Origin of the sequence: Tropicibacter sp. Alg240-R139 (assembly GCF_900537075.1) — a bacterium.
Lineage (GTDB): Bacteria > Pseudomonadota > Alphaproteobacteria > Rhodobacterales > Rhodobacteraceae > Falsiruegeria.
The window spans coordinates 343,104-362,836 of sequence record NZ_UNRA01000004.1 but is presented as its reverse complement, the minus strand read 5'-3'; the positions used below and the strand labels follow the sequence as shown (position 1 = coordinate 362,836).

Here is a 19,733-nt window from a genome sequence, read left to right as displayed (position 1 = left end):
GTGAATTTCCGCATTTAGGGGATTCACAAGGTGATTCGCCTATGCCATACTGCAGACAGACGTCCGCAAAGGGCGCGAGCAGGATAACATCCAGAGGCAAGTTTTCGGCGTGACCCGTTCCAACAGACCTAGTTTTGGTGCTTTGATTTTTTTCGCAGTGGCATTTGCCCTGGGCACCTATTTCACCTTTGCTGCCGTGCAAGGGGATTTTGGTCTGTTCCGCCGGGCCGAGATCGCGGCAGAGGCAGACGCCTTGTCGCGTGATCTAGGTCGACTAAACGCCGAAATCGACGAGATGAGCAACCTGACCCTTCGTCTGTCTGACAGCTATCTGGACCTGGATCTGCTGGATCAACAGGCACGTTCGATTCTGGGTCTGCTGCGGGCCGACGAAATCGTCATCCGCTGATCCAATTCCCATCCAAATTAGGCAACGAGTGGCGCAACCTTCCCCGGCGTCACAATTTCACTCGCCATGCTGCGGGAAATGCTCTATTAGATAGTTTAACGCTAAACTATCTTGCCGGAAGGGGGAGATCGCCACGATGGCCGCGCGAAAAAGCACAAAGAAACCAAACGTTTCTGCCGAAGAGCTACTTACCTATTACCGTGAAATGTTGTTGATCCGTCGATTCGAAGAAAAGGCCGGTCAGCTTTATGGCATGGGTTTGATCGGTGGTTTCTGTCACCTTTACATTGGACAAGAAGCCGTTGTTGTCGGCCTTGAGGCTGCAGCCGAAGAAGGCGACAAACGCATCACATCTTATCGCGATCACGGCCACATGCTGGCCTGTGGCATGGACCCAGGCGGCGTTATGGCCGAACTGACGGGCCGCGAGGGTGGTCTGTCCAAGGGTAAGGGCGGCTCGATGCACATGTTCTCGAAAGAGAAGCATTTCTATGGTGGCCACGGCATCGTGGGCGCGCAGGTGCCTTTGGGCGCAGGTCTGGCATTTGCCGACAAATACAAGGGCAACGGTCGTGTGACCTTCACCTATTTCGGGGATGGCGCAGCCAACCAGGGCCAGGTGTACGAGGCCTTTAACATGGCCGCGATCTGGGATCTGCCGGTGATCTTTGTGATCGAGAACAATCAGTATGCCATGGGCACTGCACAATCACGCTCGACCTCGACACCTGACATTTACACCCGAGGCGAAGCTTTTGGCATCCCCGGTGAAGCTGTGGATGGCATGAACGTATTGGCGGTCAAAGAAGCCAGCGAGAAGGCCGTAGCCCACTGCCGGGCGGGCAAAGGCCCCTACATTCTGGAAATTAAGACCTATCGCTATCGTGGCCACTCGATGTCGGACCCGGCAAAATACCGGACCCGCGAAGAGGTGCAGAAGATGCGCGAAGAGCGCGATCCGATTGAACAGGTCCGTTCAATGCTGTTGACCGGCAAACACGCCAGCGAAGATGACCTCAAGGCCATCGACAAGGAAATCAAGGACGTGGTGAACGCGGCCGCCGATTTCGCCAAGGAAAGCCCCGAGCCTGCTGTTGAAGAGCTCTGGACCGACATTTACGCCTGAGGGGAAAGATAGACATGGCAACCGAAATTCTCATGCCCGCCCTGTCGCCGACCATGGAGGAAGGCACGCTGGCCAAATGGCTCGTCAAAGAGGGCGATACTGTATCCTCGGGCGATATCATGGCCGAGATCGAAACCGATAAGGCCACGATGGAGTTCGAAGCAGTGGACGAAGGCACCATCGGTAAGATCCTGATTGCCGAGGGCACCGAAGGGGTCAAGGTGAACACCCCGATCGCAGTGCTGCTGGAAGAAGGCGAAAGCGCCGACGCCATCGTCAGCGCGCCGACGGCAGCCGCAGCGGGCAACGATGCCGCGCCTGTCGCGGTTGAGGCGCCCGCCCCTGCCGCGGCCGCTGCTCCCGCAGCGCCGCAAGTCGATCTGACGCCAGAATGGCCCGAAGGCACCGAGATGAAACAGCAGACCGTGCGCGAAGCGCTGCGTGACGCCATGGCCGAAGAAATGCGCCGCGACGAGGACGTCTATCTGATGGGCGAAGAAGTCGCCGAATATCAGGGCGCCTACAAGGTCTCGCAGGGTATGCTGGACGAGTTCGGATCCAAGCGCGTCATCGACACGCCGATCACCGAGCACGGCTTTGCCGGCATCGCCACGGGTTCCGCCATGGCAGGTCTGCGCCCGATCGTGGAATTCATGACCTTCAACTTCGCCATGCAGGCGATCGATCACATCCTGAACTCGGCTGCCAAGACGCTTTACATGTCTGGTGGTCAGATGGGTGCTCCCATGGTGTTTCGTGGTCCCAACGGCGCCGCCGCCCGCGTGGGTGCGCAGCACAGTCAGGACTACGCTGCCTGGTACATGCAGATCCCTGGCTTGAAAGTGGTCATGCCCTATTCGGCCTCTGACGCCAAAGGCCTGATGAAAACCGCCATCCGCGATGACAACCCGGTGATCTTCCTGGAAAACGAGATCCTCTACGGCCGTTCATTCGACGTGCCCTCGATGGATGATTTCACCGTCCCCTTCGGCAAGGCCCGCATCTGGCGCGAAGGCACAGACGTCACCATCGTCTCCTTCGGCATCGGCATGCAGTATGCATTGGAAGCAGCTGATAAGCTGGCCGAAGAAGGGATCTCGGCCGAGGTCATCGACCTGCGCACCCTGCGCCCGATGGACACGGGCAGCATCATCAATTCGGTGATGAAAACCAACCGCCTGGTGACGGTCGAAGAAGGCTGGCCCCAAGGGTCTGTTGGCAGCTACATCTCTTCGGTGGTGATGCAGGAGGCGTTCGATTACCTGGACGCGCCCGTTATCAACCTTACTGGCAAGGATGTCCCGATGCCCTACGCAGCCAACCTCGAAAAGCTGGCACTGGTGACTACGGACGAGGTGATCGCCGCAGTCAAACAAGTAACCTACCGCTGAGCGAATGGAGGTCCGCGGCCGTGATCCAGGAACCGAAAGCTATCGCGTCACACATGATGTGGATGGGCGCGAAGTGACAGCTCTGGTTCCAGAACGACTTGCCGCTGACCTCCGACTCTTCGGTTCCAGGCCTTCCCATCAGATCGCTTACGTCTGGATGGCCGAGAACAAAGTTAAAATCGAAGCCGCAATTGCCAGATTGGCACGCGGCAAGGGGGCTCCCCGGCCCCCATTTGACCAAATCACATTGATTGAGGAGCGCTGACATGCCCACCGAAATCCTGATGCCTGCCCTCTCCCCCACGATGGAGGAAGGCACGCTCGCAAAATGGCTCGTCAAAGAGGGTGATACCGTTTCCTCCGGCGATCTTCTGGCCGAGATCGAAACCGACAAAGCCACGATGGAATTCGAAGCCGTCGACGAAGGCACCATCGGCAAGATCCTGATCGCTGAAGGCACCGAAGGCGTCAAGGTGAACACCCTGATCGCCGTCCTGCTCGAAGAGGGCGAAAGCGCGGACGATATCGGCGCAACGCCAGCGGCTGCGCCTGCAGCCGCCGCGGGCAACGAGGCGGCCCCCGCAGGGGGCTCCGAGGCGCCCGCCCCTGCCGCCAGCCCTGCACCAGCTGCTCCGGCCAAAGCTGACGGCGGCCGTATATTCGCCTCACCTCTGGCCCGCCGCATCGCTGCGCAAAAGGGCCTCGATCTGGCACAGCTCAGCGGTTCCGGCCCGCATGGCCGTATCGTAAAGGCCGACGTCGAAGGCGCCACAGCGACTGCTCCGACCCCGGTCCCAGCAGCCGTTTCTCCTGCAGCAGCACCTGCCGTGGCACCCGCGACCGGCCCGTCGGCCGATATGGTGGCCCGCATGTACGAAGGTCGCGAGTACGAAGAAATCAAACTCGACGGCATGCGCAAAACCATCGCGGCGCGCCTGTCTGAGGCCAAACAGACCATCCCGCATTTCTACCTGCGTCGTGACATCCAACTGGACGCGCTGCTCAAGTTCCGCAGCCAGCTCAACAAACAGCTCGAAGGGCGTGGCGTGAAACTCAGCGTCAACGACTTCATCATCAAGGCCGTTGCCAACGCTTTGCAGCAGGTGCCGGAATGCAACGCAGTCTGGGCCGGTGACCGGGTACTGCAGCTTAAACCTTCGGACGTGGCCGTCGCCGTCGCGATCGAAGGCGGTCTGTTCACGCCGGTCCTGCAGGACGCCGACACCAAATCGCTCTCGGCGCTCTCGACGGAGATGAAAGACCTGGCTGGCCGCGCCCGCGAGCGCAAACTGGCACCGCATGAATACCAGGGCGGCACCTTTGCCATCTCGAACTTGGGCATGTTCGGCATCGACAATTTTGACGCCATCGTGAACCCGCCCCACGCAGGCATCCTGGCCGTCGGTTCCGGCGTCAAAAAACCGGTTGTGGGCGCGGATGGCGAGCTGACTGTGGCCACCGTCATGTCAGTCACCATGTCGGTTGATCACCGTGTCATCGATGGTGCACTTGGCGCAAATCTGCTGAAAGCAATCGTCGAGAACCTGGAAAACCCAATGATGATGCTGGCCTGATCCAGCACCAGATCACAAAAAAGGGGCGGCCTGATATCTCAGGCCGCCCCTTTTACTATCAATCTCTCAGTTGGCGTTTGGGCCGAGCATGTGATCCATGCTGACGGCTGGTTGTTCACAGCCCGCCTCGCCCACGATTTTCGCCGGAATGCCGGCCACGGTCTTGCAAGGGGGCACTTCGGACAGCACCACCGAGCCTGCCGCAATGCGGCTGCAATGGCCCACGCGAATGTTGCCCAGCACCTTGGCACCAGCACCGATCAACACCCCATCTTCGATTTTGGGGTGGCGGTCCTCTTCTTCCTTGCCGGTGCCGCCAAGTGTCACCGAATGCAGCATTGAGACGTTGTCGCCCACCACAGCCGTTTCGCCAATTACGATGGAATGGGCATGGTCGATCATGATGCCGCGACCGATCCGGGCACCGGGGTGAATGTCGATGCCAAAAATTTCGGAAATTCGCATCTGGAAAAAATAGGCCAGATCCCGTTTGCCTTGGGTCCAAAGCCAGTGTGCCACGCGATAGCCTTGCATCGCCTGATACCCTTTGAAGTACAGGATCGGTTGCAGCAGCCGGTAGCAAGCTGGATCGCGTTCATAGACCGCAACCAGATCGGCCCGCGCCGCTTCCAGCAGATCGGGGTTCTCCTGATAAGCAGAGTCAGCAATTTCGCGCAGCACAACCATCGACATCTCATTGGATGCCAGCTTGGCCGCGATACGATAGGACAGCGCCTTCTCCAGCGATTTGTGGTGCAGGATACAAGCGTGAACCAGCCCGCCCATCAGGGGCTCGGAACGAACTGCATCATGGGCTTCGGTGGTAATTTGATCCCAAACCGGATCAACCGTCGAAATCTTTGCGCGTGTTTCTACCATGGCTCAATGTCCTAGCGTTATGCGAGACACTCTATGTAACGCACAATGCCCCCCCCGCAAAGGGATCGACCATGAAATATATTGACCGTGTTGATCACGGTTTGAAAAGGATTCTCACATATACCAGAGTGAACGCCGTTCGAATTCAGCGCCCGCTCCGGCTCATACGATTTGTGGACACCCTACCCAGACAGGTCAATGCGCGTTCCTGGACCCGTCCCAAAGCGCGACGAGATTTGTGCCACCTCGAGACTTAGCAGATTTATTCCCCCGTCCGAGATCTGCTGCGCTGAGGTATAAGTCCAGTCCGCGGAACCAACTGTGATTTCACGCACCACTGTGTCGCCGTTCATCACACGCACCAGATAGCTTTCGCTTTCCTCGCCCAGTGGAACATCTAATCCGGTCCAGTCATCCCCCTCGATCCGGGTTCGGCGAATCCAGCTGAACTCAATATCACCCGAGTCCACTTGGACAGCCCGCAGATGTGTCGGCGAGTAGGGACGTAAACCGTTGCCGTCAAAGGCCTCGACCCGGTGCAGATAGGACGGATCATCATATCCACGCCGCGCGGGACCAATGCGATAATGTCGTGCGATACGACGTTGTGCGCTTTTCAACGGGATCTGGTCTACCCGATCGTCAAGCAGGACAACCACTGACCCTTCGGGCCAGACGTCCGGCATCAGGGCATCGGTGCCCGACTGCCCTCGCAACCGTCCCTTCAGAACATAGGTTTTAGATCCGACCAATTCGGCGGTCTGGAACTGGAACAACTCCCAATTCCCACTGGTGCCATCGCCGATGGCACAAAGGTTCCCACCGCCCAAAACCGCCTCAGTCGACTTGCTTTCCAAATCGCCTGAAATGAGTTTGATCTGTAGCCCGTCGCCACGGTCCCAAAGCCCCGGCGCAGCTTTGCGCAGAACCGTCTCAGTCGTTCCGATGACAGCACGCGCCGCAATGATCTCGTCCAAAACATAGTCCGCATCACTGGCTGAAGAATAGACCGCAGCCGTGCCTGGCCATGGATCAGCCGTGACCGCTATATGGGGCGCGTGAGGTTCCTCGTCACCACTTAGCAGAGGTAAATCCAAAAAGTATGGCAACACCGGCAGTGGTGGCACAAACTCTCGCAAGCTTGGTTGATCGTCGGCCATTTCGGACGGCTCATACAGCTTGGGCTCGGTGCGAACGGCGTCGAATATCTGGCTTTCTGCCTGTTCGACCCGGTCGATCCGGTAGAGCCCCGGCTCTGCAACTTGCGCTCCGTTCAACTCGACCACGTCGCCCGCGCCCAAGTGCAGCTTGGACAGCGGCAGGGCAAAACGTACCTTATCGCGCGATACACGCGCCTCGGCCAGCCAGCGTTCAACCGTCTGGCGCCCGTCTGCGCGTGACATAGTCAAGGAAAACTCGCTGGTTGACACCGCATGAGTTGCATCGTCCGCCAGGACCGCTTCTTCCGAGACCACATCATGATCGGCACCTGCCTGCACAAAACGCAGACGCACGCGGCCGCTCATTTCCGCATCCGCATCCCGACCGTGTTCGACCGATGCCGACAGATCTCCGGAAACGGCGAAGTCAGCGTCCGTGATTTTGACCGGCTTGCGCGAGCCACGCAATACGAAATGCAGCTTGCCATCCCGGTCAATCGCATCAAACCCGTACTTAAGCATAAGCGGCTGCAACGCCGAACGCGCGTCCCCCACTGCATCCATGCTATAGCCCTGAACAACACCATGAAGCTCGCTGACATCAAAGGCGACTAATCCAGAGCGTCGGCAAATTTCGGACACGACCGAGGATAATGTCCGGCTACCGCTGCGCCCATTGAGCCAATGCCCGCGAGAGTAGTTCTCACCATCGCTCCAAAGTTTGGAGTTGTTGGGAAACGCCGGATAAGGCCGCGCATCCCAAGACCACACAAAGGCATTTCTCATGTCGATCATGGTTCCGTCATACTCGCTCGATGCCGGGTTGTTTTCCGATTCCAACCAATAACCCAACATCGCTTTCAGATATTGATGCTGGATCAGATCATCCCGGAACCCATTCGAGAAATAGGGCAAACTTGATTCCGACGACTTTGGATCAAGGAACTTGTTAGGCTGGTTGGTCCCTTTATCGACCGCCCCACAGCCCAGTTCGGTGAACCAGATCGGTTTCGACTGCGGAACCCAATCAGTGGAATCCGCCTGGCGCACGCCATCCACCCGCTCGTGGTGCGGGTTCGACCACCAACCACGCAAGTCCTTGTAGCGCCAGATCCAATGCTCTTGATGCGCCTGGTCCTCAATCGTGGTGCGGATCTGAGCCGCGCGCGCCTCAGGCGAGTGATAGTACCAATCGAACCCCTCACCGCCTTCAATATTGGCGCGCAGATAGGCTTCGTCATAGATGCTTTTCCAGCCTGCTTCCGCGTCGCGGTGATCCTCATCATCGCGCCAATCTGACAGCGGCATGTAGTTATCGATACCAATAAAATCGATGTTGTCATCGGCCCAAAGTGGATCAAGATGGAAATACCGGCTGTCCGGCTCGGACACGGGTTTGTACCCGAAATACTCCGACCAATCCGCTGCATAGCCTATCTTGGTCTCTGCCCCCAGCAGAACGCGAGCCTGCGCCGCCAGCTCCTTGAGCGCGGCAACCATCGGAAAACCACTCGCGCCGCGGATCTGAGTCAGTCCACGCAGCTCAGAACCGATACAGAACGAAGCCACACCACCAGCTGCCGCACAAAGCGCCGCATAATGCAAAATGAAGCGACTAAAGGTCCATTCGTCCGGGCCAGAATAGGTCACCACACCGTCGTCCACAGTAAACTCAGACGCCGTGGCTGTGCCCACAAAGGTCGCAACTTGCGCGTCTGCATCTGCGGTTTTATCGGGGCTGTCGTCCTGCCCCGGAGCCTTGCTAAGGGTGATCCGCCCGCGCCATGGCAATTTTGCCTGGTTATCCGCCGTGCTCCACGGATCTGGCAATCCGTTGTTGGCCAATTGATCCATAAGAATGAAGGGGTAGAACATCACCCGTTTTCCACCTTCATTGAGGTGCCGGATCGCCTCAACCACCGAGGCATCAGCAGGGGTCGCGCCATAGATTGGGCGATCTTCAACACGGGTGATTTCCTTGGCATCGTCACGCACAAGACCAGCAACAGTCCAGGGCATATTGGACCCTTCGATGGTCTTCTTGCCCACCTTTGGCTCAAGATCACAAAGCCCGCACCGCAGATCGCCCCCAAACCAGGACACCACAAGAGAGGTCGCCTGACATTGCGACAGCTCGTCTGACAAAGCATCCATCGACGTCACAAAATCGCTCTTGCCCGATGGCGAGTTCACATTAGCGGCCCAGGTGCTGCCTGGCCCATCCGAATAGTTCACTTGCGAGGTCGCCAATGCATATTCACCCGTGCCCGGTATAATCGCGACGCCCTTGATGGCCTGAGCGACGCCGTCTGAAAACTTCGGATCATCGCGCTGCTCTTGACGGACCACTTCGAACGAAAACTGTGGCACACGGTTGCCAAATTGCTCCAGCGACAGGTCTTCCAAAACAACATAGGCCGTTCCACGATACGCCGGAACTTCTCCCTCGCCCTCAATGGCCTCGATCACTGGGTCGGGAAACTGATCAACCGACCCCGGATAGACGCGCATGTTCAGGTCTTCGATGGCCACCTCTTCACCATCTGCCCAGACCCGGCCAATCGACGCGATCTCACCTTCACAGACGGCGACGGCAAGCGAAACACTGTAACTAAATGAGGTGGTCTTTGGCTGCGGACGCGAGCCTTTGCCCCCGCCACCGGACGTGGTCGAGCTCTCCTTAAAATCCGAGGCCCAAATCACTTGCCCTCCGGTTCGCACGCGCCCAAAGACGCGCGCGACTGACGCCCCCTCGCCTGTTTGGGTCAGGCGGAACCGATCAACTCGGCCCGTCTCGACGGCCTCGCCGCCACTGCCCAACAATCGCTGATCTATAACCCGGCCAACAGTTGCACCCACGGCGCGCCCAACAATGCCGCTGGCAATGCCTGCAACCGTGCCGCCAACAGAACCGCCAAGTGCAGCACCTGCCGCAGAAAGAAGAATGGTCGCCATCAGTTACCCTCCTGTGGAAATTTGAAACGCGTGACCAGCCGTTTGGCCCAGGGTAGGCTCAAACGGCTTTCGACAACGCCGTGGCCAGAATAGGCATGCACAAACCGGGCACTTTCGGCCTCAGTGACGATACCCACGTGCTTGGCAACCGATCCTTGACGCATGCGAAAAAGCAAAACATCACCAGACTCGATCCCATCTGAACGAACTTCGGTCAAATGCCTGCACGCCGCCGCCCACAACTGCTCTTCGCCCTGAGGCTCGGACCAATCCATCGAATAGGCTGGAACCAGCTCGGGCTCTTGCCCGAACAGTTCCCGCCAGACACCTCGCACCAGCCCAAGGCAATCGCTGCCCGCCCCCTTGGTCGAGGCTTGATGCACATACGGTGTGCCAATCCACGATCTGGTGACCGACACAATCTTGCTTTGTTCAGGTGTCACCGGAGGCTCCCCCCAGTGTTTTGGCCGGTCTGCTTGGGTACAGCCAACACCCAATCCTCGGATGGGATGTCGGGGAAACCCTGAAAGTTCAGCACGTTATTGAACTTCAAACGACAAGTCTCTAATCGCTTGTCGCACCCGGCCAACAGTTTTACGGTATCGCCCACCTGTAAGCCGCCACGCATAGGTTCCCACAAATGGATGGCACGCATGTCCCCGTCATTGAGATCGCGTTTGATCAACCCCCACAGGCCATTGGCAGAACCCGACAAAACATTCAGCCGTCCACGCTCGAACCAACCGGGTTCGAACCCAGGCAGTTCTTTCCACCGCAGGACCAACCCGTCTTCAAAGGCCTCAACCTCAAGCTCGACGGCATAACCCGGCTCGTTTGTGTCAAAGCGGCAAGCGCCATCGCCTAGAACCGCAGTGCAGGGCTTCTGAAAAATGCGCCCGGTCGGCTGGTTCAGGGCTTCAGTCAGGCCACGCAGTTCCGCCTGAAATGCATTACCCGTCCGCCGCAGTTCGCCAATCGTACCGCGAAACTGCATCCAGCGCATGTCCGTGTCCGCCCAGTTGACCAGCCACGCTGTCACCTCGGCCCCATCAAAGCGGCCCGCTTCGATGTCCTCAGCCCGGACCGACAAGTCGCTGATCGCGCCCAAGGCTTCAGTGTTGTCAACAGACAGCCCCGTGCTCTGTTCAACCGCCAAAGCCGTCAGCCCTGTGTCAGCCTTGAACTCCAACCCATCAAAACTCAACGACCGGTCATGATCGGTGAAACCGTATTCCCGGCCATCCGATCTGCGAATGGCCCAGCACCGCGCCAAAGTGGTCATGCCGGTGCGCAAATGTGATTTGAAACGTTCATCCATTGGCCTGCTCACACTCTCACTTCGACGACGGGCACATTCGGTACATCGCCTGCTTGAAAACTCGCGACACTCGTCTGGATCCCGTCGGTGTCAAAGCGCACTGGCACATCAAATTCGAACCCCGCCACAATCTGCAACTGCTCTGTCGGGGGATGGACAAAAACAACCTCACCCGTGGTCAAGTCCAACGTGTAGTCCACTGTCTCTTTCAACTCGTCCTGTTCGATACCAATTCGAACGGAACCCAGAACCGGCTTGGTGATCGGTCGCTGATAAGTATATTCGCCCGACCGATAAGTCTTGCTCAGTTGAAAGCGTGTGGTATGGCCGTCTCCCGTTGCGATCACCTGGTCGTCAAAAGACACCTCCTCCGTCGCTTTCGAAGTTTTGAAATCCGACCAATCTTTCCAGCGGAACCCGAACATCTGCCCCTGGCGCGCCTCGTAGAACGCAATCAGTGTCTCAATGTCGTCCAGCGACCGCATCCCCAGCCCCGCGTCGTAACGACGGCGTGAATGCGCCCATGGAGTGTTTCGCTCCTCGAACCCATTCGCCAGAGTCACGACTTCGGTCCGACGCACTGGTCCACCAACCGAACCAAAACTCAAGTTGGCGGGAAATCTCACCTCGTGAAAATTCATGTCTCTCTCCCCGTCTTAACGATTGCGGTTGCCGCGGTTCAACGCGCGCGCCATCTGCGCCGCGATTTGCCCCTGCGAGCGCTGAAAGCTCTGCGCGTCCGGTGTCGAAATATTCATGACCACGCTCACAGGGCGTCCACCGCCCGCGCTGCGCACGCCAAGCTTGCCGTCGGCACCGCGTGTCAACGGCATGATCGCCTCAGGACCTGCTTCGCCCATCAACCCGGTGCCGCCACGCATGGGAAAGGTCACTGGGCCATTGACGACGCCACCATTGGCAAATGGCATGACACGGCCTTGGGAAAAGCTGCCGCCATTGGCAAATCCAAACAGGCCGCCGACAAAATCGCCTATGTCGCTGGACAGCGACCCCGCGATACCGTCGATGGCCGGGTTCACCGCAGCGTTGTAGGTCGAGCGTACAACAGAGTTAGCCGCATCTTTCAGCACATCCGAAAGCTTGCCGCCCTCGAACACCAGATCCTCGAACGCGCCTTTCAGGCCCGAGCGCATACCGCGCTCCAGACCCGACATATCCTTGACCAGATGCGCCAAAGCTTTGTCGGTCGTTTCAGACGCGCGACCCAACTCAGCCAAGCTCAGGTTGGTTCCACGCACCGCCTGGGATGCATTCTCGCTGGCTTCTTCCAGCTCGATTAAGCTCTCACTCTCCGCCATCACATTCTCCATCTTTCTGGCCTAGGTACTGGTCCGGATATGCCGCAAGCAGCGCATCCAGGCCGGCCCGATTCAGCGGGGCCAAGGCACCGCCCTGTCCCAGCATCAACCTCAATTCGGCAGGTGTCAGACGCCAGAATTGCTCTGGCGTCAGTTTCAGCCCGTACAACCCCGCCTGCATAAGGGCGGGCCAGTCGAACCTGTTCATGCCTGTTCCGGTAGAACAAAGGCTCGCGCCAGCAGGGTTCCCGCTGCACGCGCCGCCGCCAGCGGTCCGCCCTCAATCTCGGCCTGCAGCAAGTCGGCCTTTGCGACATTCGCGCCGCCGCCCCGCAATCCGGCTAAGACCAGAGCCAGCACATCACGGCTGGAAAACTCTGCCTCTTCAAACCGTTGCACCAGCTCGATTAACGAACCGCACTCCAGGCTGCCTTCCAACTCGGCCAATGCACCCAACGTCAACTTGAGCACCCGCCGCTCTCCATCGATGGTCAAAGCCACCTCTCCCGTCCACGGATTGGCCATCGGATTACAGCGCCGTAAAGTTCAGCGCGCCGGCACTTGCCAGGCTCAGTTCATAGGTTGCTTCGCCATTGTGCGAGCCCGCGTATTCGATTGCGGTCACCTGGAACGGCCCCTCGACGGTGCCAAAGTCCGGGATGATCACTTGGAACGCCGGAGTCATACCGTCAAAAAACAGCTGACGTGTACGTTCATCGGTGCTTTCGTCTTTGAACACACCCGAGCCCGAGATCGAAGCCGATTTCACACCGGCGCCCGACAGCAATTCACGCCAACCTCCCTGACTCTCCAGGCTTGTCACATCCACGCTCTCGGCGTTGAAACTGACCCGCGTGGCCCGCAGACCAGCAACTGTTTCGAACTGGCCAGCGCCGTTCATGTCCACCTTGATCAGCAAGTCTTTACCGTTTTGAGCACCCATATCGTCTCTCCAATGATAGGTTGATTAGTTGTCTTCCACGCGGGCGTGGAACCTCAGGTCGATCTGACGGAATTGCCCGGTCGAACCGGTTTTCTTGGCCGTGGCCCGATCAAACCACAGGCCCACGACACGCCCCCGTGTCAGGGTTAGCGAGGTTGCTCGCAGCGCGTCACCAATGGCCACGGCCAATTCCTTGGCCGCCGCAAAACCCGACACCTCAGACATCACCGTGACGGTGAAACGATGCCGTGCGCCCTGCCCGGTCTGATCAGATGCATCGCGCACGTCCTCAGGCCCCAGCAGCACGTAGGTTTGCGGCAAGGTGCCCGTAGGCAACGCGTCATAGATCGCATCGCCGATCAAACTATCTACTTGGCTATCAGCCTGCAAAACCTGATACACAGCGCTTTGCAACGCCGCCGCCGCTCCATAGCTCATACCGCCACCTCTTCATCTGCAAAACATGTCAGGTACATTCCGGCCGGATCGCGCTCGGCCACGGCCCGGATCACAAACACCCGATCGCCTTCACGAAAGCGCTGGTCCGGTGAAGGACGGCTGGCCGCCCCCATAGGCGCGTTCCGAACCACAATCTTGAACCTCATCTGCGAGCGGGCGGCACCGCCCACGCGGCGCTCGGCCCCTGTTCGGGCTGCCACCTCGGCCCATAGCTGCCCGACTGTGGTCCAGGTTTCAGTGAACCCCCCGGCGCCATCTGCAGCGCGCGCAGGGCGCTCCAACGTCAATCGACGGTTCAGGTGTGGCCGCTTCATTGCGCCGCCCCCAGGCCAAAGCGAACCGTGCGATACCGCTGGATCAGGCTGGTCACGCCAAAGGGCATGCACCCGTCGCTCAGCGCCGTTTCGTCGCGATATTCATAGTAATGCGCTGCCAACAACAGCACCGCATGCCCAAGATCCGCAGGCAAACCACCCCAGTCCGCCGCCATACCCGCGTTGAAGGTGATCTTTGCTGATCCTCCGGTCAAAATCACCGGCAGCAAGGCACCATCCGGGCGCAAGCGCGGGCGCTGACTATCTTTTTCCAACCGGTAATCTTCCGGAGCAACAACCGTTTCTGCTCCAACTGCGCTCGACAACACCAGGGTCGAGATCTCCCGCACGGGCGACACTGGCAGCGCTTCACCTGAACGGTCACGCCAGGAGTTTACACTCCAGGAAAACTCCCGCGTGATCAGAACCTTACCAATGCGGGCCTCAATCGCCGCAATCGCGGCCACCAGAAACCCGCGCAGCGTGCCATCCTGAACCGTGTCATCGGCAAAGCCGCTGCCCAACCGCATATGCGCCTTGAATTGTTCCACCGGCAGCGCCGTCACCGGGATCGTGGTTTCTTCGATCAACATCATCGCTTCTCTCCGCAAGCTCGGGGCCGCAAACGGGCCAAATCCTTCGGATAACTGCGGGCATACGCCGCCTCACGTTGCTCGGACGGAGGGGAGCAGCTAGACAACGCAAGGACCCATTCCCGACGCATGCCCGCCCCGGAACCGGCGAACCGGCCCCAGCATCAACACCGCTTACGCGGTGCCGAATTTCAGCAGCTTGATCGCAGCAAAGTCGCTCACGTCACCGCCTACACGCTTGGTGGCATAAAACAGGACGTGGGGCTTGGCGCTGAACGGATCACGCAAAACGCGCAGATCAGGACGCTCGGCCACGGTGTACCCGGCAGCAAAGTCGCCAAAAGCGACGGAATAACTGTCAGTGCCCGCATCCGGCATGTCCTCGGCAATGACCACCGGGTAGCCCATCAAGCGTGCAGGCTCAGCCGCGGCCAGACCATCGGACCACAGGAAGCGGCCATCGGCATCCTTCAGCTTGCGGATCAGGCCGGCAGTCTTCGAATTCATCACAAAGGCGCCGTTGGCGCGGTACTGCGCACCCAGGGCATAGACCAGGTCGACAATGTCGTCCGCGTCGACACCACCGGCCACGCCAGACGCGACATAGCCGATGTTGCCCCAGCTCCAGCTGTCGTTTTCAACTGCCGTGTGATTTAGAAAGCCGCGCGGCTTGTCTGCGCCGTCACCGTTGACGAACGCATCCGCCTCGGCACGGGCAAACTTGTCCGCAATACGGCCCGCCAACCACCCTTCGATATCGAACGCACTGTCATCCAACAGACGCTGCGACGCCTTGGGCAGAGCCGACAGTTCGTGCAGCGGGATCGAGATACGGTCGATGGACGGCGTGCCGGTTTCTGCAGTGGCCGAGGTTTCATCAGCCCAACCGGCACTGACGTCGGTGTGGTCAATCAGCACGTCGAACGAGTTCGACTCGACGTTCACCACATTGGCAATCGACCGGATTGATGCCGTCGATTTCAGAACCGACTTGACGGTGTCCGCAGTCTGTGGATCGACCAGGTAGCCGCCATCGCTGTTTACGGACGTTGACAACGATTTGCCTTCCATGTTCAAGCCACGCAAGGCGTCGTCGTCACCTGAACGCACATAGGCGTTGAACGCCTTTTGATGCGGCGCACCCTCGTCGATCGAGGCGGCCAGATGCGGACGTGCCGCGAATTGAGATTTACGATCCAGCATGGTCAGTCGCTCTTCTGTCTGTTTCAGTTTGAATTGCACTTCGTCTTGAAAGCCCTTGAATTCACTCACAAAGCCGGTCACTGCCTGCTTCACATCCTGAACCAGGGGCGCACCCTCTCCGGCCAAGGCCGCGATATCGGTCTTGCTCATCAGCACGTCCTTTTCTTGGGTGTGTTTGCCGCGCCGTTACCTGCGCGCCATTTCACGCCGGGCGTTGTCAAACACCTCGACAATACTGCGCCAGGTGTCCTCGACTTCGGGGATCGTCCCCTTTGCCGCAACTCGCGCACTGGGAAGCATCGGGAACGTCACCAGTGACACCTCCCACAGCTCCAGTTCGGTCAAGAGCCGCTGGCCCTTGTCATTCTTCGTCGCCCGTTTGGTGCGATAGCCAATCGACAGCCCGTCAATGGCACCAGCCTGAATCAAAGCCGCTGCTTCGCGCCCTTTCTGGGTGGTCTCCAACAACCGCCCCTTGACCCAAAGACCCCTGTCGTCCTCGCGCACCTCGTCCCAGACCCCGATGGGTTGCGCCGGGTCGTGCTGCCACAGCATCTTGACCCGCTGACCCGAAGAACTCAAAGTTTTGAGGGAGCCCCTATAGGCCCCTTTTCGCACACTATCGCCGCCCTGATCGGTCTCCCCAAACAGGCTCGCATAGCCTTCGATCACGGCGTCATCGGATACGGTCAAACCGTCACCGAAACGCGCGAATTTGTGTTCAAGTCCAGTATCAATTTCCATAAGATACTCCTCGTAACTCACTGATGTTTCAATTTGCGGCGGCCGTCAGAACCGATTGGAATGCTTGAGCCAGAATTACCGCGACCACGCCGTACACCGTCAGCCACAGACGTTTTTCCAGCCGTTCTATTACCTCTTCTAGCTGCTCGAGTCGGCGGTTGATGTGCTCCAGTTGAATGGTCACCACTCGTTCATGCGCGGCCAGTTTCAAACCCGGCGCACATTCGAACGTCGGATGCCCATTGCCATCAACCATCCGAGTCACCACTCACCGCTGGCAACCCCAACAGGGCACGTTTTTCGGCATCCGTCAGGAAACCCGCACCGGTCACCCGCGACCACTGCGCATCCCGCTCCGAGGCCAAGGCAGGCACCTGATCAAGGTCCGGCTTCAACGTCAGTTCCTCGCCATTGAACCCCGACAGCCACTCTACCAGCGCTGCCGCCACCCGCGTCACCAGGGGCAGAACCGTCAGGCGGTAAAACGCCCGGTTGGCCTCCTGATAGTTCGAATAGGTCGCGTCGCCCTGGATGCCCAGCAACATAGGCGGCACCCCAAAGGCCAAAGCGATCTCGCGGGCGGCGGCTTCCTTGGTCTTTTGAAACTCCATATCCGAGGGCGAAAAGCCCATCGGCTTCCAATCCAATCCGCCCTCCAACACCATCGGACGCCCCGCATTGCGTGCACCCTGATAATTGGCTTCGATCTCGTCACTCAAACGGCGGAACTGATCCTCGGCCATAACCCCCTGACCGTCGCCACCATTCCAAACCAGAGCACCAGAAGGGCGCGCCGCGTTATCCAACAGCGACTTGGACCAGCGCGAGGCACTATTGTGCACATCCACCGCCATCGCCGCCGCCTGCATCGGTGCAAAGCCGTAATGATCATCCTGCGGATGGAACGACTTGATATGGCAGATCGCCTGCGCATCAAACCGATGCTTCTTGGCCCCCACCGTATAATCAAACGCCACCGGCCAACCGTCCGTACCCGGCACCACCGACATCCGGTCCGAACGCAGTACATGCAGCTCCAACGGCAGACCATCCTCGGCCTGCACTGCCTCGACATAGGCGTTGCCCGACAACAGCAGCTGACCAAACAGCGCCTCCATCAATTCGGCCCGACCTTGCGCGCCGTTTGGCCGCTTGATCAGCGACAGCAGCGGATGCACCTCAAAGCGTTGTTCACGATCCTGCAACACCAGCGGCAACGCCGCCGCTGCCTCGGCGATCAGCTTGACGGACCGGAACCCCACCGGATTGCCAGCAAACCCTGTCCGCGTCAGCGATGCCGTGTCCCGCGGGCTCCACGCCACACGGCCGCCGGTCTGCCAGGCTACAATCGGACCTGCTGCGCTTGCCTTGCTTTCGGGCGCTTTGCCCCCGGCCCCATTCCCGGCACCACGTCGCAAGAAATCGAAAACCATATCTGATGCTCCTATCTGCTCACCGCTGCGCCGGACGCGCTGCTCGGCCTGTTGATGAGAGTTATCGCTAAAGATTGTTGAAGGCTTGGAAACAGTGCGAACGCTACTGCCGCAACACCTGGGTCACAGCACCCGCACACGCGGACGTCGGAACTGCGACGCAGGGGCAATCATCAGCTCATGCATGGCCCATACCAACGCATCCACGCGGTCGGGCGATCCCTGCCCCTCGAACCCATGCGCTGTCATCTGGCACATCTGTTCCTCCAATTCGGACAGATCCCCTACATGGCGCACCTTGTCCTGCTCATACAAAGCCGCCACAGGTTCCGCCCGTGCGACCTTGCCCCGCGAGGCATGGACCCCCTTGTACGGCACCAAAGGATCGATCTGGCGCACAACCTCCTCAACCAACTGTCCGCCCTGATTCACCTCGGCCACCAGCCGCTCGGCTCCGAACTCATCCATCGCCGCGATCGCTGCAGCAGCCCAGCCAGACGGCCCCTTGCCGCGCACCGTGCGATCTGCCAGCACATATCCGCGCCAGTCCTGCGGTGGGCCTTTCATCTGCACACCCGCGACAACGATCCCGCATTCATCCGCCCGCGCGCCGGACGTCACAGACGGGTCAATCGCCACCACAACCCGATCCAACGCAGGAGGCTCTGATTTGCGCGCCCGTTCCAACTGTTCCGATGACCACAAGGCCCCCTCAGCGTCCTGCAACAAAACCCCATCCAGCTCTTGCCGCCCCAACCGCGTCCCCGCATAGCGCGCCCGCACTTCTTCCAGAAAAGACGCTGCCAGATTGGCCCGGTTGGCTTCGGTCGGCGCGCGGGTCGTCACCGTCGACGGCGACTCAAGCAACTGTTTCAAAACGCCAACATTGCGCGGCGTGGTCGTCACGCACACCTGCGGCCGGTCCCCCAACCGCAGCGCAAACTGCAGCATGTCCCAAGTCTCACCTGCCTTTTTCCACTTCGCCAACTCATCGACCCAAGCCCCGTCAAACTGCGGCCCGCGCAGCCCCTCGGGGTCATGCGCCGAAAACGCCTGCGCCTCGGCCCCATTGGGCCAGGTTAACTTGCGCTCTGACGCTTTCCACACCGGACGCCGATCCGGCGGCGAACACTGCAAAATGCCACTGTCGCCAAAAATCATCACGTCTCGCAGCTGATCAAACGTCTCGCCAATCAGAGCGATGCGTTTGCACCGCCCTTCGTCCAGCGGTTTGCTCCCCTCAGTGATCGAACGCACCCATTCGGCCCCGGCGCGCGTCTTGCCGGCACCTCGCCCGCCCATGATCACCCAGGACCGCCAATCCCCCTCAGGCGGCAGCTGATGTGGCAGCGCCCAGAACTCAAATAGGAAAGGGAGGGCACATAGCCCTCCCTCCCCGATCTCACTCAGAAATGTCTCGCGTGTCGCAGCAGGTGCGGAGGCGAGCCAACCTGCACCCGATCTCAAACCGAGCTCGGTCAAGGTCGAGCGCATAGCCTCCTTGGGCAATTCCGGCCTGTCTGTTGTGTTGTTCGACAAAACTCGTCTCCACTTTCTGACAGTTTCGGATCAGCCCCTCGACCGATCCCAACTGCTTGCTGGTTCCAGCAAGATTTGCATCCTCCCCGGTCTCGATCTGCTTGCGCAGGTCTTCCGCCGCTTGCCGCAAATCGCGAATGGAATTCTCCAGGGACTGCAAAAGTTCAGCCGTCTGCGAAATCCGCTCCTCCGGGGTAATCAAAGTCATGTGTGCTTTTGACCTCATGCGTGAGTGATCTCCGCACGAGAGAAACGAAAAAACGGCCTCCGGATCATCTCCGGGGCCGTTTGCCCACTTCTTCTAGCATGACACAACCTATAGCCGAAACAGCGCGCTCTGTCAAGGTTTCACGCAACAGGCGCAACACCTAAGC

The 19,733-nt window shown here is 59.2% G+C and carries 22 protein-coding genes; 4 read left to right on the top strand and 18 right to left on the bottom strand.

Features of this window, described 5'->3' with window-relative positions:
* Positions 1 to 109 precede the first annotated feature (109 nt).
* From G6R15_RS17485 to G6R15_RS17470, 4 genes are all read left to right on the top strand, one after another.
* On the top strand, positions 110 to 409 hold the full coding sequence (locus G6R15_RS17485) for a septum formation initiator family protein (protein ID WP_164661260.1): 300 nt from the start codon (positions 110 to 112) through the stop codon (positions 407 to 409).
* Positions 410 to 545: 136 nt separating this feature from the next.
* Positions 546 to 1,535, top strand: a complete 990-nt coding sequence (gene pdhA / locus G6R15_RS17480; protein ID WP_164661259.1) for a pyruvate dehydrogenase (acetyl-transferring) E1 component subunit alpha — start codon at positions 546 to 548, stop codon at positions 1,533 to 1,535.
* Between the two features lie 14 nt (positions 1,536 to 1,549).
* Positions 1,550 to 2,926, top strand: coding sequence for a pyruvate dehydrogenase complex E1 component subunit beta (locus G6R15_RS17475; protein WP_164661258.1), 1,377 nt, complete (start codon positions 1,550 to 1,552; stop codon positions 2,924 to 2,926).
* 266 nt (positions 2,927 to 3,192) lie between these two features.
* Positions 3,193 to 4,500, top strand: coding sequence for a pyruvate dehydrogenase complex dihydrolipoamide acetyltransferase (locus G6R15_RS17470; RefSeq protein ID WP_164661257.1), 1,308 nt, complete (start codon positions 3,193 to 3,195; stop codon positions 4,498 to 4,500).
* 66 nt (positions 4,501 to 4,566) lie between these two features.
* On the opposite strand, the gene cysE is transcribed toward G6R15_RS17470, so the two are convergent.
* The 18 genes from cysE to G6R15_RS17380 form a co-directional block, all read right to left on the bottom strand.
* On the bottom strand, positions 4,567 to 5,379 hold the full coding sequence (gene cysE, locus G6R15_RS17465) for a serine O-acetyltransferase (RefSeq protein ID WP_164661256.1): 813 nt from the start codon (positions 5,377 to 5,379) through the stop codon (positions 4,567 to 4,569).
* 182 nt (positions 5,380 to 5,561) lie between these two features.
* The gene (locus tag G6R15_RS17460) at positions 5,562 to 9,494 is read right to left on the bottom strand and encodes a glycoside hydrolase TIM-barrel-like domain-containing protein (protein ID WP_164661255.1); all 3,933 of its coding nucleotides are present in this window, start codon (positions 9,492 to 9,494) and stop codon (positions 5,562 to 5,564) included.
* Positions 9,494 to 9,937, bottom strand: a complete 444-nt coding sequence (locus G6R15_RS17455; RefSeq protein WP_164661254.1) for an NlpC/P60 family protein — start codon at positions 9,935 to 9,937, stop codon at positions 9,494 to 9,496. Before G6R15_RS17455 ends, G6R15_RS17460 begins: the two co-directional genes overlap by 1 nt.
* The gene (locus G6R15_RS17450; protein WP_164661253.1) at positions 9,934 to 10,812 is read right to left on the bottom strand and encodes a DUF2163 domain-containing protein; all 879 of its coding nucleotides are present in this window, start codon (positions 10,810 to 10,812) and stop codon (positions 9,934 to 9,936) included. The genes G6R15_RS17455 and G6R15_RS17450 overlap by 4 nt, the downstream gene beginning before the upstream one ends.
* An 8-nt stretch (positions 10,813 to 10,820) precedes the next feature.
* The gene (locus G6R15_RS17445; RefSeq protein WP_164661252.1) at positions 10,821 to 11,453 is read right to left on the bottom strand and encodes a DUF2460 domain-containing protein; all 633 of its coding nucleotides are present in this window, start codon (positions 11,451 to 11,453) and stop codon (positions 10,821 to 10,823) included.
* A gap of 15 nt (positions 11,454 to 11,468) precedes the next feature.
* Complete coding sequence (locus G6R15_RS17440) at positions 11,469 to 12,131, bottom strand: phage tail tape measure protein (RefSeq protein WP_164661251.1); 663 nt, start codon at positions 12,129 to 12,131, stop codon at positions 11,469 to 11,471.
* Positions 12,118 to 12,339, bottom strand: coding sequence for a rcc01693 family protein (locus tag G6R15_RS17435; RefSeq protein ID WP_164661250.1), 222 nt, complete (start codon positions 12,337 to 12,339; stop codon positions 12,118 to 12,120). Before G6R15_RS17435 ends, G6R15_RS17440 begins: the two co-directional genes overlap by 14 nt.
* Positions 12,336 to 12,656, bottom strand: a complete 321-nt coding sequence (locus tag G6R15_RS17430; RefSeq protein ID WP_164661249.1) for a gene transfer agent family protein — start codon at positions 12,654 to 12,656, stop codon at positions 12,336 to 12,338. Before G6R15_RS17430 ends, G6R15_RS17435 begins: the two co-directional genes overlap by 4 nt.
* Before the next feature lie 4 nt (positions 12,657 to 12,660).
* The gene (locus tag G6R15_RS17425) at positions 12,661 to 13,074 is read right to left on the bottom strand and encodes a phage major tail protein, TP901-1 family (protein ID WP_164661248.1); all 414 of its coding nucleotides are present in this window, start codon (positions 13,072 to 13,074) and stop codon (positions 12,661 to 12,663) included.
* Between the two features lie 24 nt (positions 13,075 to 13,098).
* Positions 13,099 to 13,512 (bottom strand): DUF3168 domain-containing protein, encoded by a 414-nt coding sequence (locus G6R15_RS17420; RefSeq protein WP_164661247.1) that lies wholly within the window; start codon positions 13,510 to 13,512, stop codon positions 13,099 to 13,101.
* Positions 13,509 to 13,847: a phage head closure protein gene (locus G6R15_RS17415; protein ID WP_164661246.1), complete on the bottom strand. Its 339-nt coding sequence runs from the start codon at positions 13,845 to 13,847 to the stop codon at positions 13,509 to 13,511. The genes G6R15_RS17420 and G6R15_RS17415 overlap by 4 nt, the downstream gene beginning before the upstream one ends.
* Positions 13,844 to 14,443, bottom strand: a complete 600-nt coding sequence (locus G6R15_RS17410; RefSeq protein WP_164661245.1) for a head-tail connector protein — start codon at positions 14,441 to 14,443, stop codon at positions 13,844 to 13,846. Before G6R15_RS17410 ends, G6R15_RS17415 begins: the two co-directional genes overlap by 4 nt.
* A gap of 171 nt (positions 14,444 to 14,614) precedes the next feature.
* Positions 14,615 to 15,793, bottom strand: a complete 1,179-nt coding sequence (locus tag G6R15_RS17405) for a phage major capsid protein (protein WP_164661244.1) — start codon at positions 15,791 to 15,793, stop codon at positions 14,615 to 14,617.
* 36 nt (positions 15,794 to 15,829) lie between these two features.
* Positions 15,830 to 16,387 carry an HK97 family phage prohead protease gene (locus tag G6R15_RS17400; RefSeq protein ID WP_164661243.1) on the bottom strand — a complete coding sequence of 186 codons (558 nt, stop codon included), beginning with the start codon at positions 16,385 to 16,387 and terminating at the stop codon, positions 15,830 to 15,832.
* Between the two features lie 28 nt (positions 16,388 to 16,415).
* A complete protein-coding gene (locus G6R15_RS17395; RefSeq protein WP_164661242.1) occupies positions 16,416 to 16,643 on the bottom strand; it encodes a hypothetical protein in 228 nt (75 codons plus the stop codon).
* Positions 16,636 to 17,820, bottom strand: coding sequence for a phage portal protein (locus G6R15_RS17390; RefSeq protein ID WP_164661241.1), 1,185 nt, complete (start codon positions 17,818 to 17,820; stop codon positions 16,636 to 16,638). Before G6R15_RS17390 ends, G6R15_RS17395 begins: the two co-directional genes overlap by 8 nt.
* A 123-nt stretch (positions 17,821 to 17,943) precedes the next feature.
* The gene (locus G6R15_RS17385; RefSeq protein ID WP_164661240.1) at positions 17,944 to 19,314 is read right to left on the bottom strand and encodes a DNA-packaging protein; all 1,371 of its coding nucleotides are present in this window, start codon (positions 19,312 to 19,314) and stop codon (positions 17,944 to 17,946) included.
* Entirely contained in the window at positions 19,223 to 19,567 is a 345-nt protein-coding gene (locus tag G6R15_RS17380) for a hypothetical protein (protein ID WP_164661239.1), read from the bottom strand. The genes G6R15_RS17385 and G6R15_RS17380 overlap by 92 nt, the downstream gene beginning before the upstream one ends.
* Between the last annotated feature and the right edge of the window lie 166 nt (positions 19,568 to 19,733).

What these genes read in the sequence shown, in the direction of transcription:
- pdhA (WP_164661259.1), top strand. Translation starts at nt 546, where the DNA reads ATGGCCGCGCGAAAAAGCACAAAGAAACCAAACGTTTCTGCCGAAGAG.
- G6R15_RS17475 (WP_164661258.1), top strand. Translation starts at nt 1,550, where the DNA reads ATGGCAACCGAAATTCTCATGCCCGCCCTGTCGCCGACCATGGAGGAA.
- G6R15_RS17470 (WP_164661257.1), top strand. Translation starts at nt 3,193, where the DNA reads ATGCCCACCGAAATCCTGATGCCTGCCCTCTCCCCCACGATGGAGGAA.
- cysE (WP_164661256.1), bottom strand. Translation starts at nt 5,379, where the DNA reads ATGGTAGAAACACGCGCAAAGATTTCGACGGTTGATCCGGTTTGGGAT.
- G6R15_RS17460 (WP_164661255.1), bottom strand. Translation starts at nt 9,494, where the DNA reads ATGGCGACCATTCTTCTTTCTGCGGCAGGTGCTGCACTTGGCGGTTCT.
- G6R15_RS17450 (WP_164661253.1), bottom strand. Translation starts at nt 10,812, where the DNA reads ATGGATGAACGTTTCAAATCACATTTGCGCACCGGCATGACCACTTTG.
- G6R15_RS17445 (WP_164661252.1), bottom strand. Translation starts at nt 11,453, where the DNA reads ATGAATTTTCACGAGGTGAGATTTCCCGCCAACTTGAGTTTTGGTTCG.
- G6R15_RS17440 (WP_164661251.1), bottom strand. Translation starts at nt 12,131, where the DNA reads ATGGCGGAGAGTGAGAGCTTAATCGAGCTGGAAGAAGCCAGCGAGAAT.
- G6R15_RS17435 (WP_164661250.1), bottom strand. Translation starts at nt 12,339, where the DNA reads ATGAACAGGTTCGACTGGCCCGCCCTTATGCAGGCGGGGTTGTACGGG.
- G6R15_RS17430 (WP_164661249.1), bottom strand. Translation starts at nt 12,656, where the DNA reads ATGGCCAATCCGTGGACGGGAGAGGTGGCTTTGACCATCGATGGAGAG.
- G6R15_RS17425 (WP_164661248.1), bottom strand. Translation starts at nt 13,074, where the DNA reads ATGGGTGCTCAAAACGGTAAAGACTTGCTGATCAAGGTGGACATGAAC.
- G6R15_RS17420 (WP_164661247.1), bottom strand. Translation starts at nt 13,512, where the DNA reads ATGAGCTATGGAGCGGCGGCGGCGTTGCAAAGCGCTGTGTATCAGGTT.
- G6R15_RS17415 (WP_164661246.1), bottom strand. Translation starts at nt 13,847, where the DNA reads ATGAAGCGGCCACACCTGAACCGTCGATTGACGTTGGAGCGCCCTGCG.
- G6R15_RS17410 (WP_164661245.1), bottom strand. Translation starts at nt 14,443, where the DNA reads ATGATGTTGATCGAAGAAACCACGATCCCGGTGACGGCGCTGCCGGTG.
- G6R15_RS17405 (WP_164661244.1), bottom strand. Translation starts at nt 15,793, where the DNA reads ATGAGCAAGACCGATATCGCGGCCTTGGCCGGAGAGGGTGCGCCCCTG.
- G6R15_RS17400 (WP_164661243.1), bottom strand. Translation starts at nt 16,387, where the DNA reads ATGGAAATTGATACTGGACTTGAACACAAATTCGCGCGTTTCGGTGAC.
- G6R15_RS17395 (WP_164661242.1), bottom strand. Translation starts at nt 16,643, where the DNA reads ATGGTTGATGGCAATGGGCATCCGACGTTCGAATGTGCGCCGGGTTTG.
- G6R15_RS17390 (WP_164661241.1), bottom strand. Translation starts at nt 17,820, where the DNA reads ATGGTTTTCGATTTCTTGCGACGTGGTGCCGGGAATGGGGCCGGGGGC.
- G6R15_RS17385 (WP_164661240.1), bottom strand. Translation starts at nt 19,314, where the DNA reads ATGCGCTCGACCTTGACCGAGCTCGGTTTGAGATCGGGTGCAGGTTGG.
- G6R15_RS17380 (WP_164661239.1), bottom strand. Translation starts at nt 19,567, where the DNA reads ATGACTTTGATTACCCCGGAGGAGCGGATTTCGCAGACGGCTGAACTT.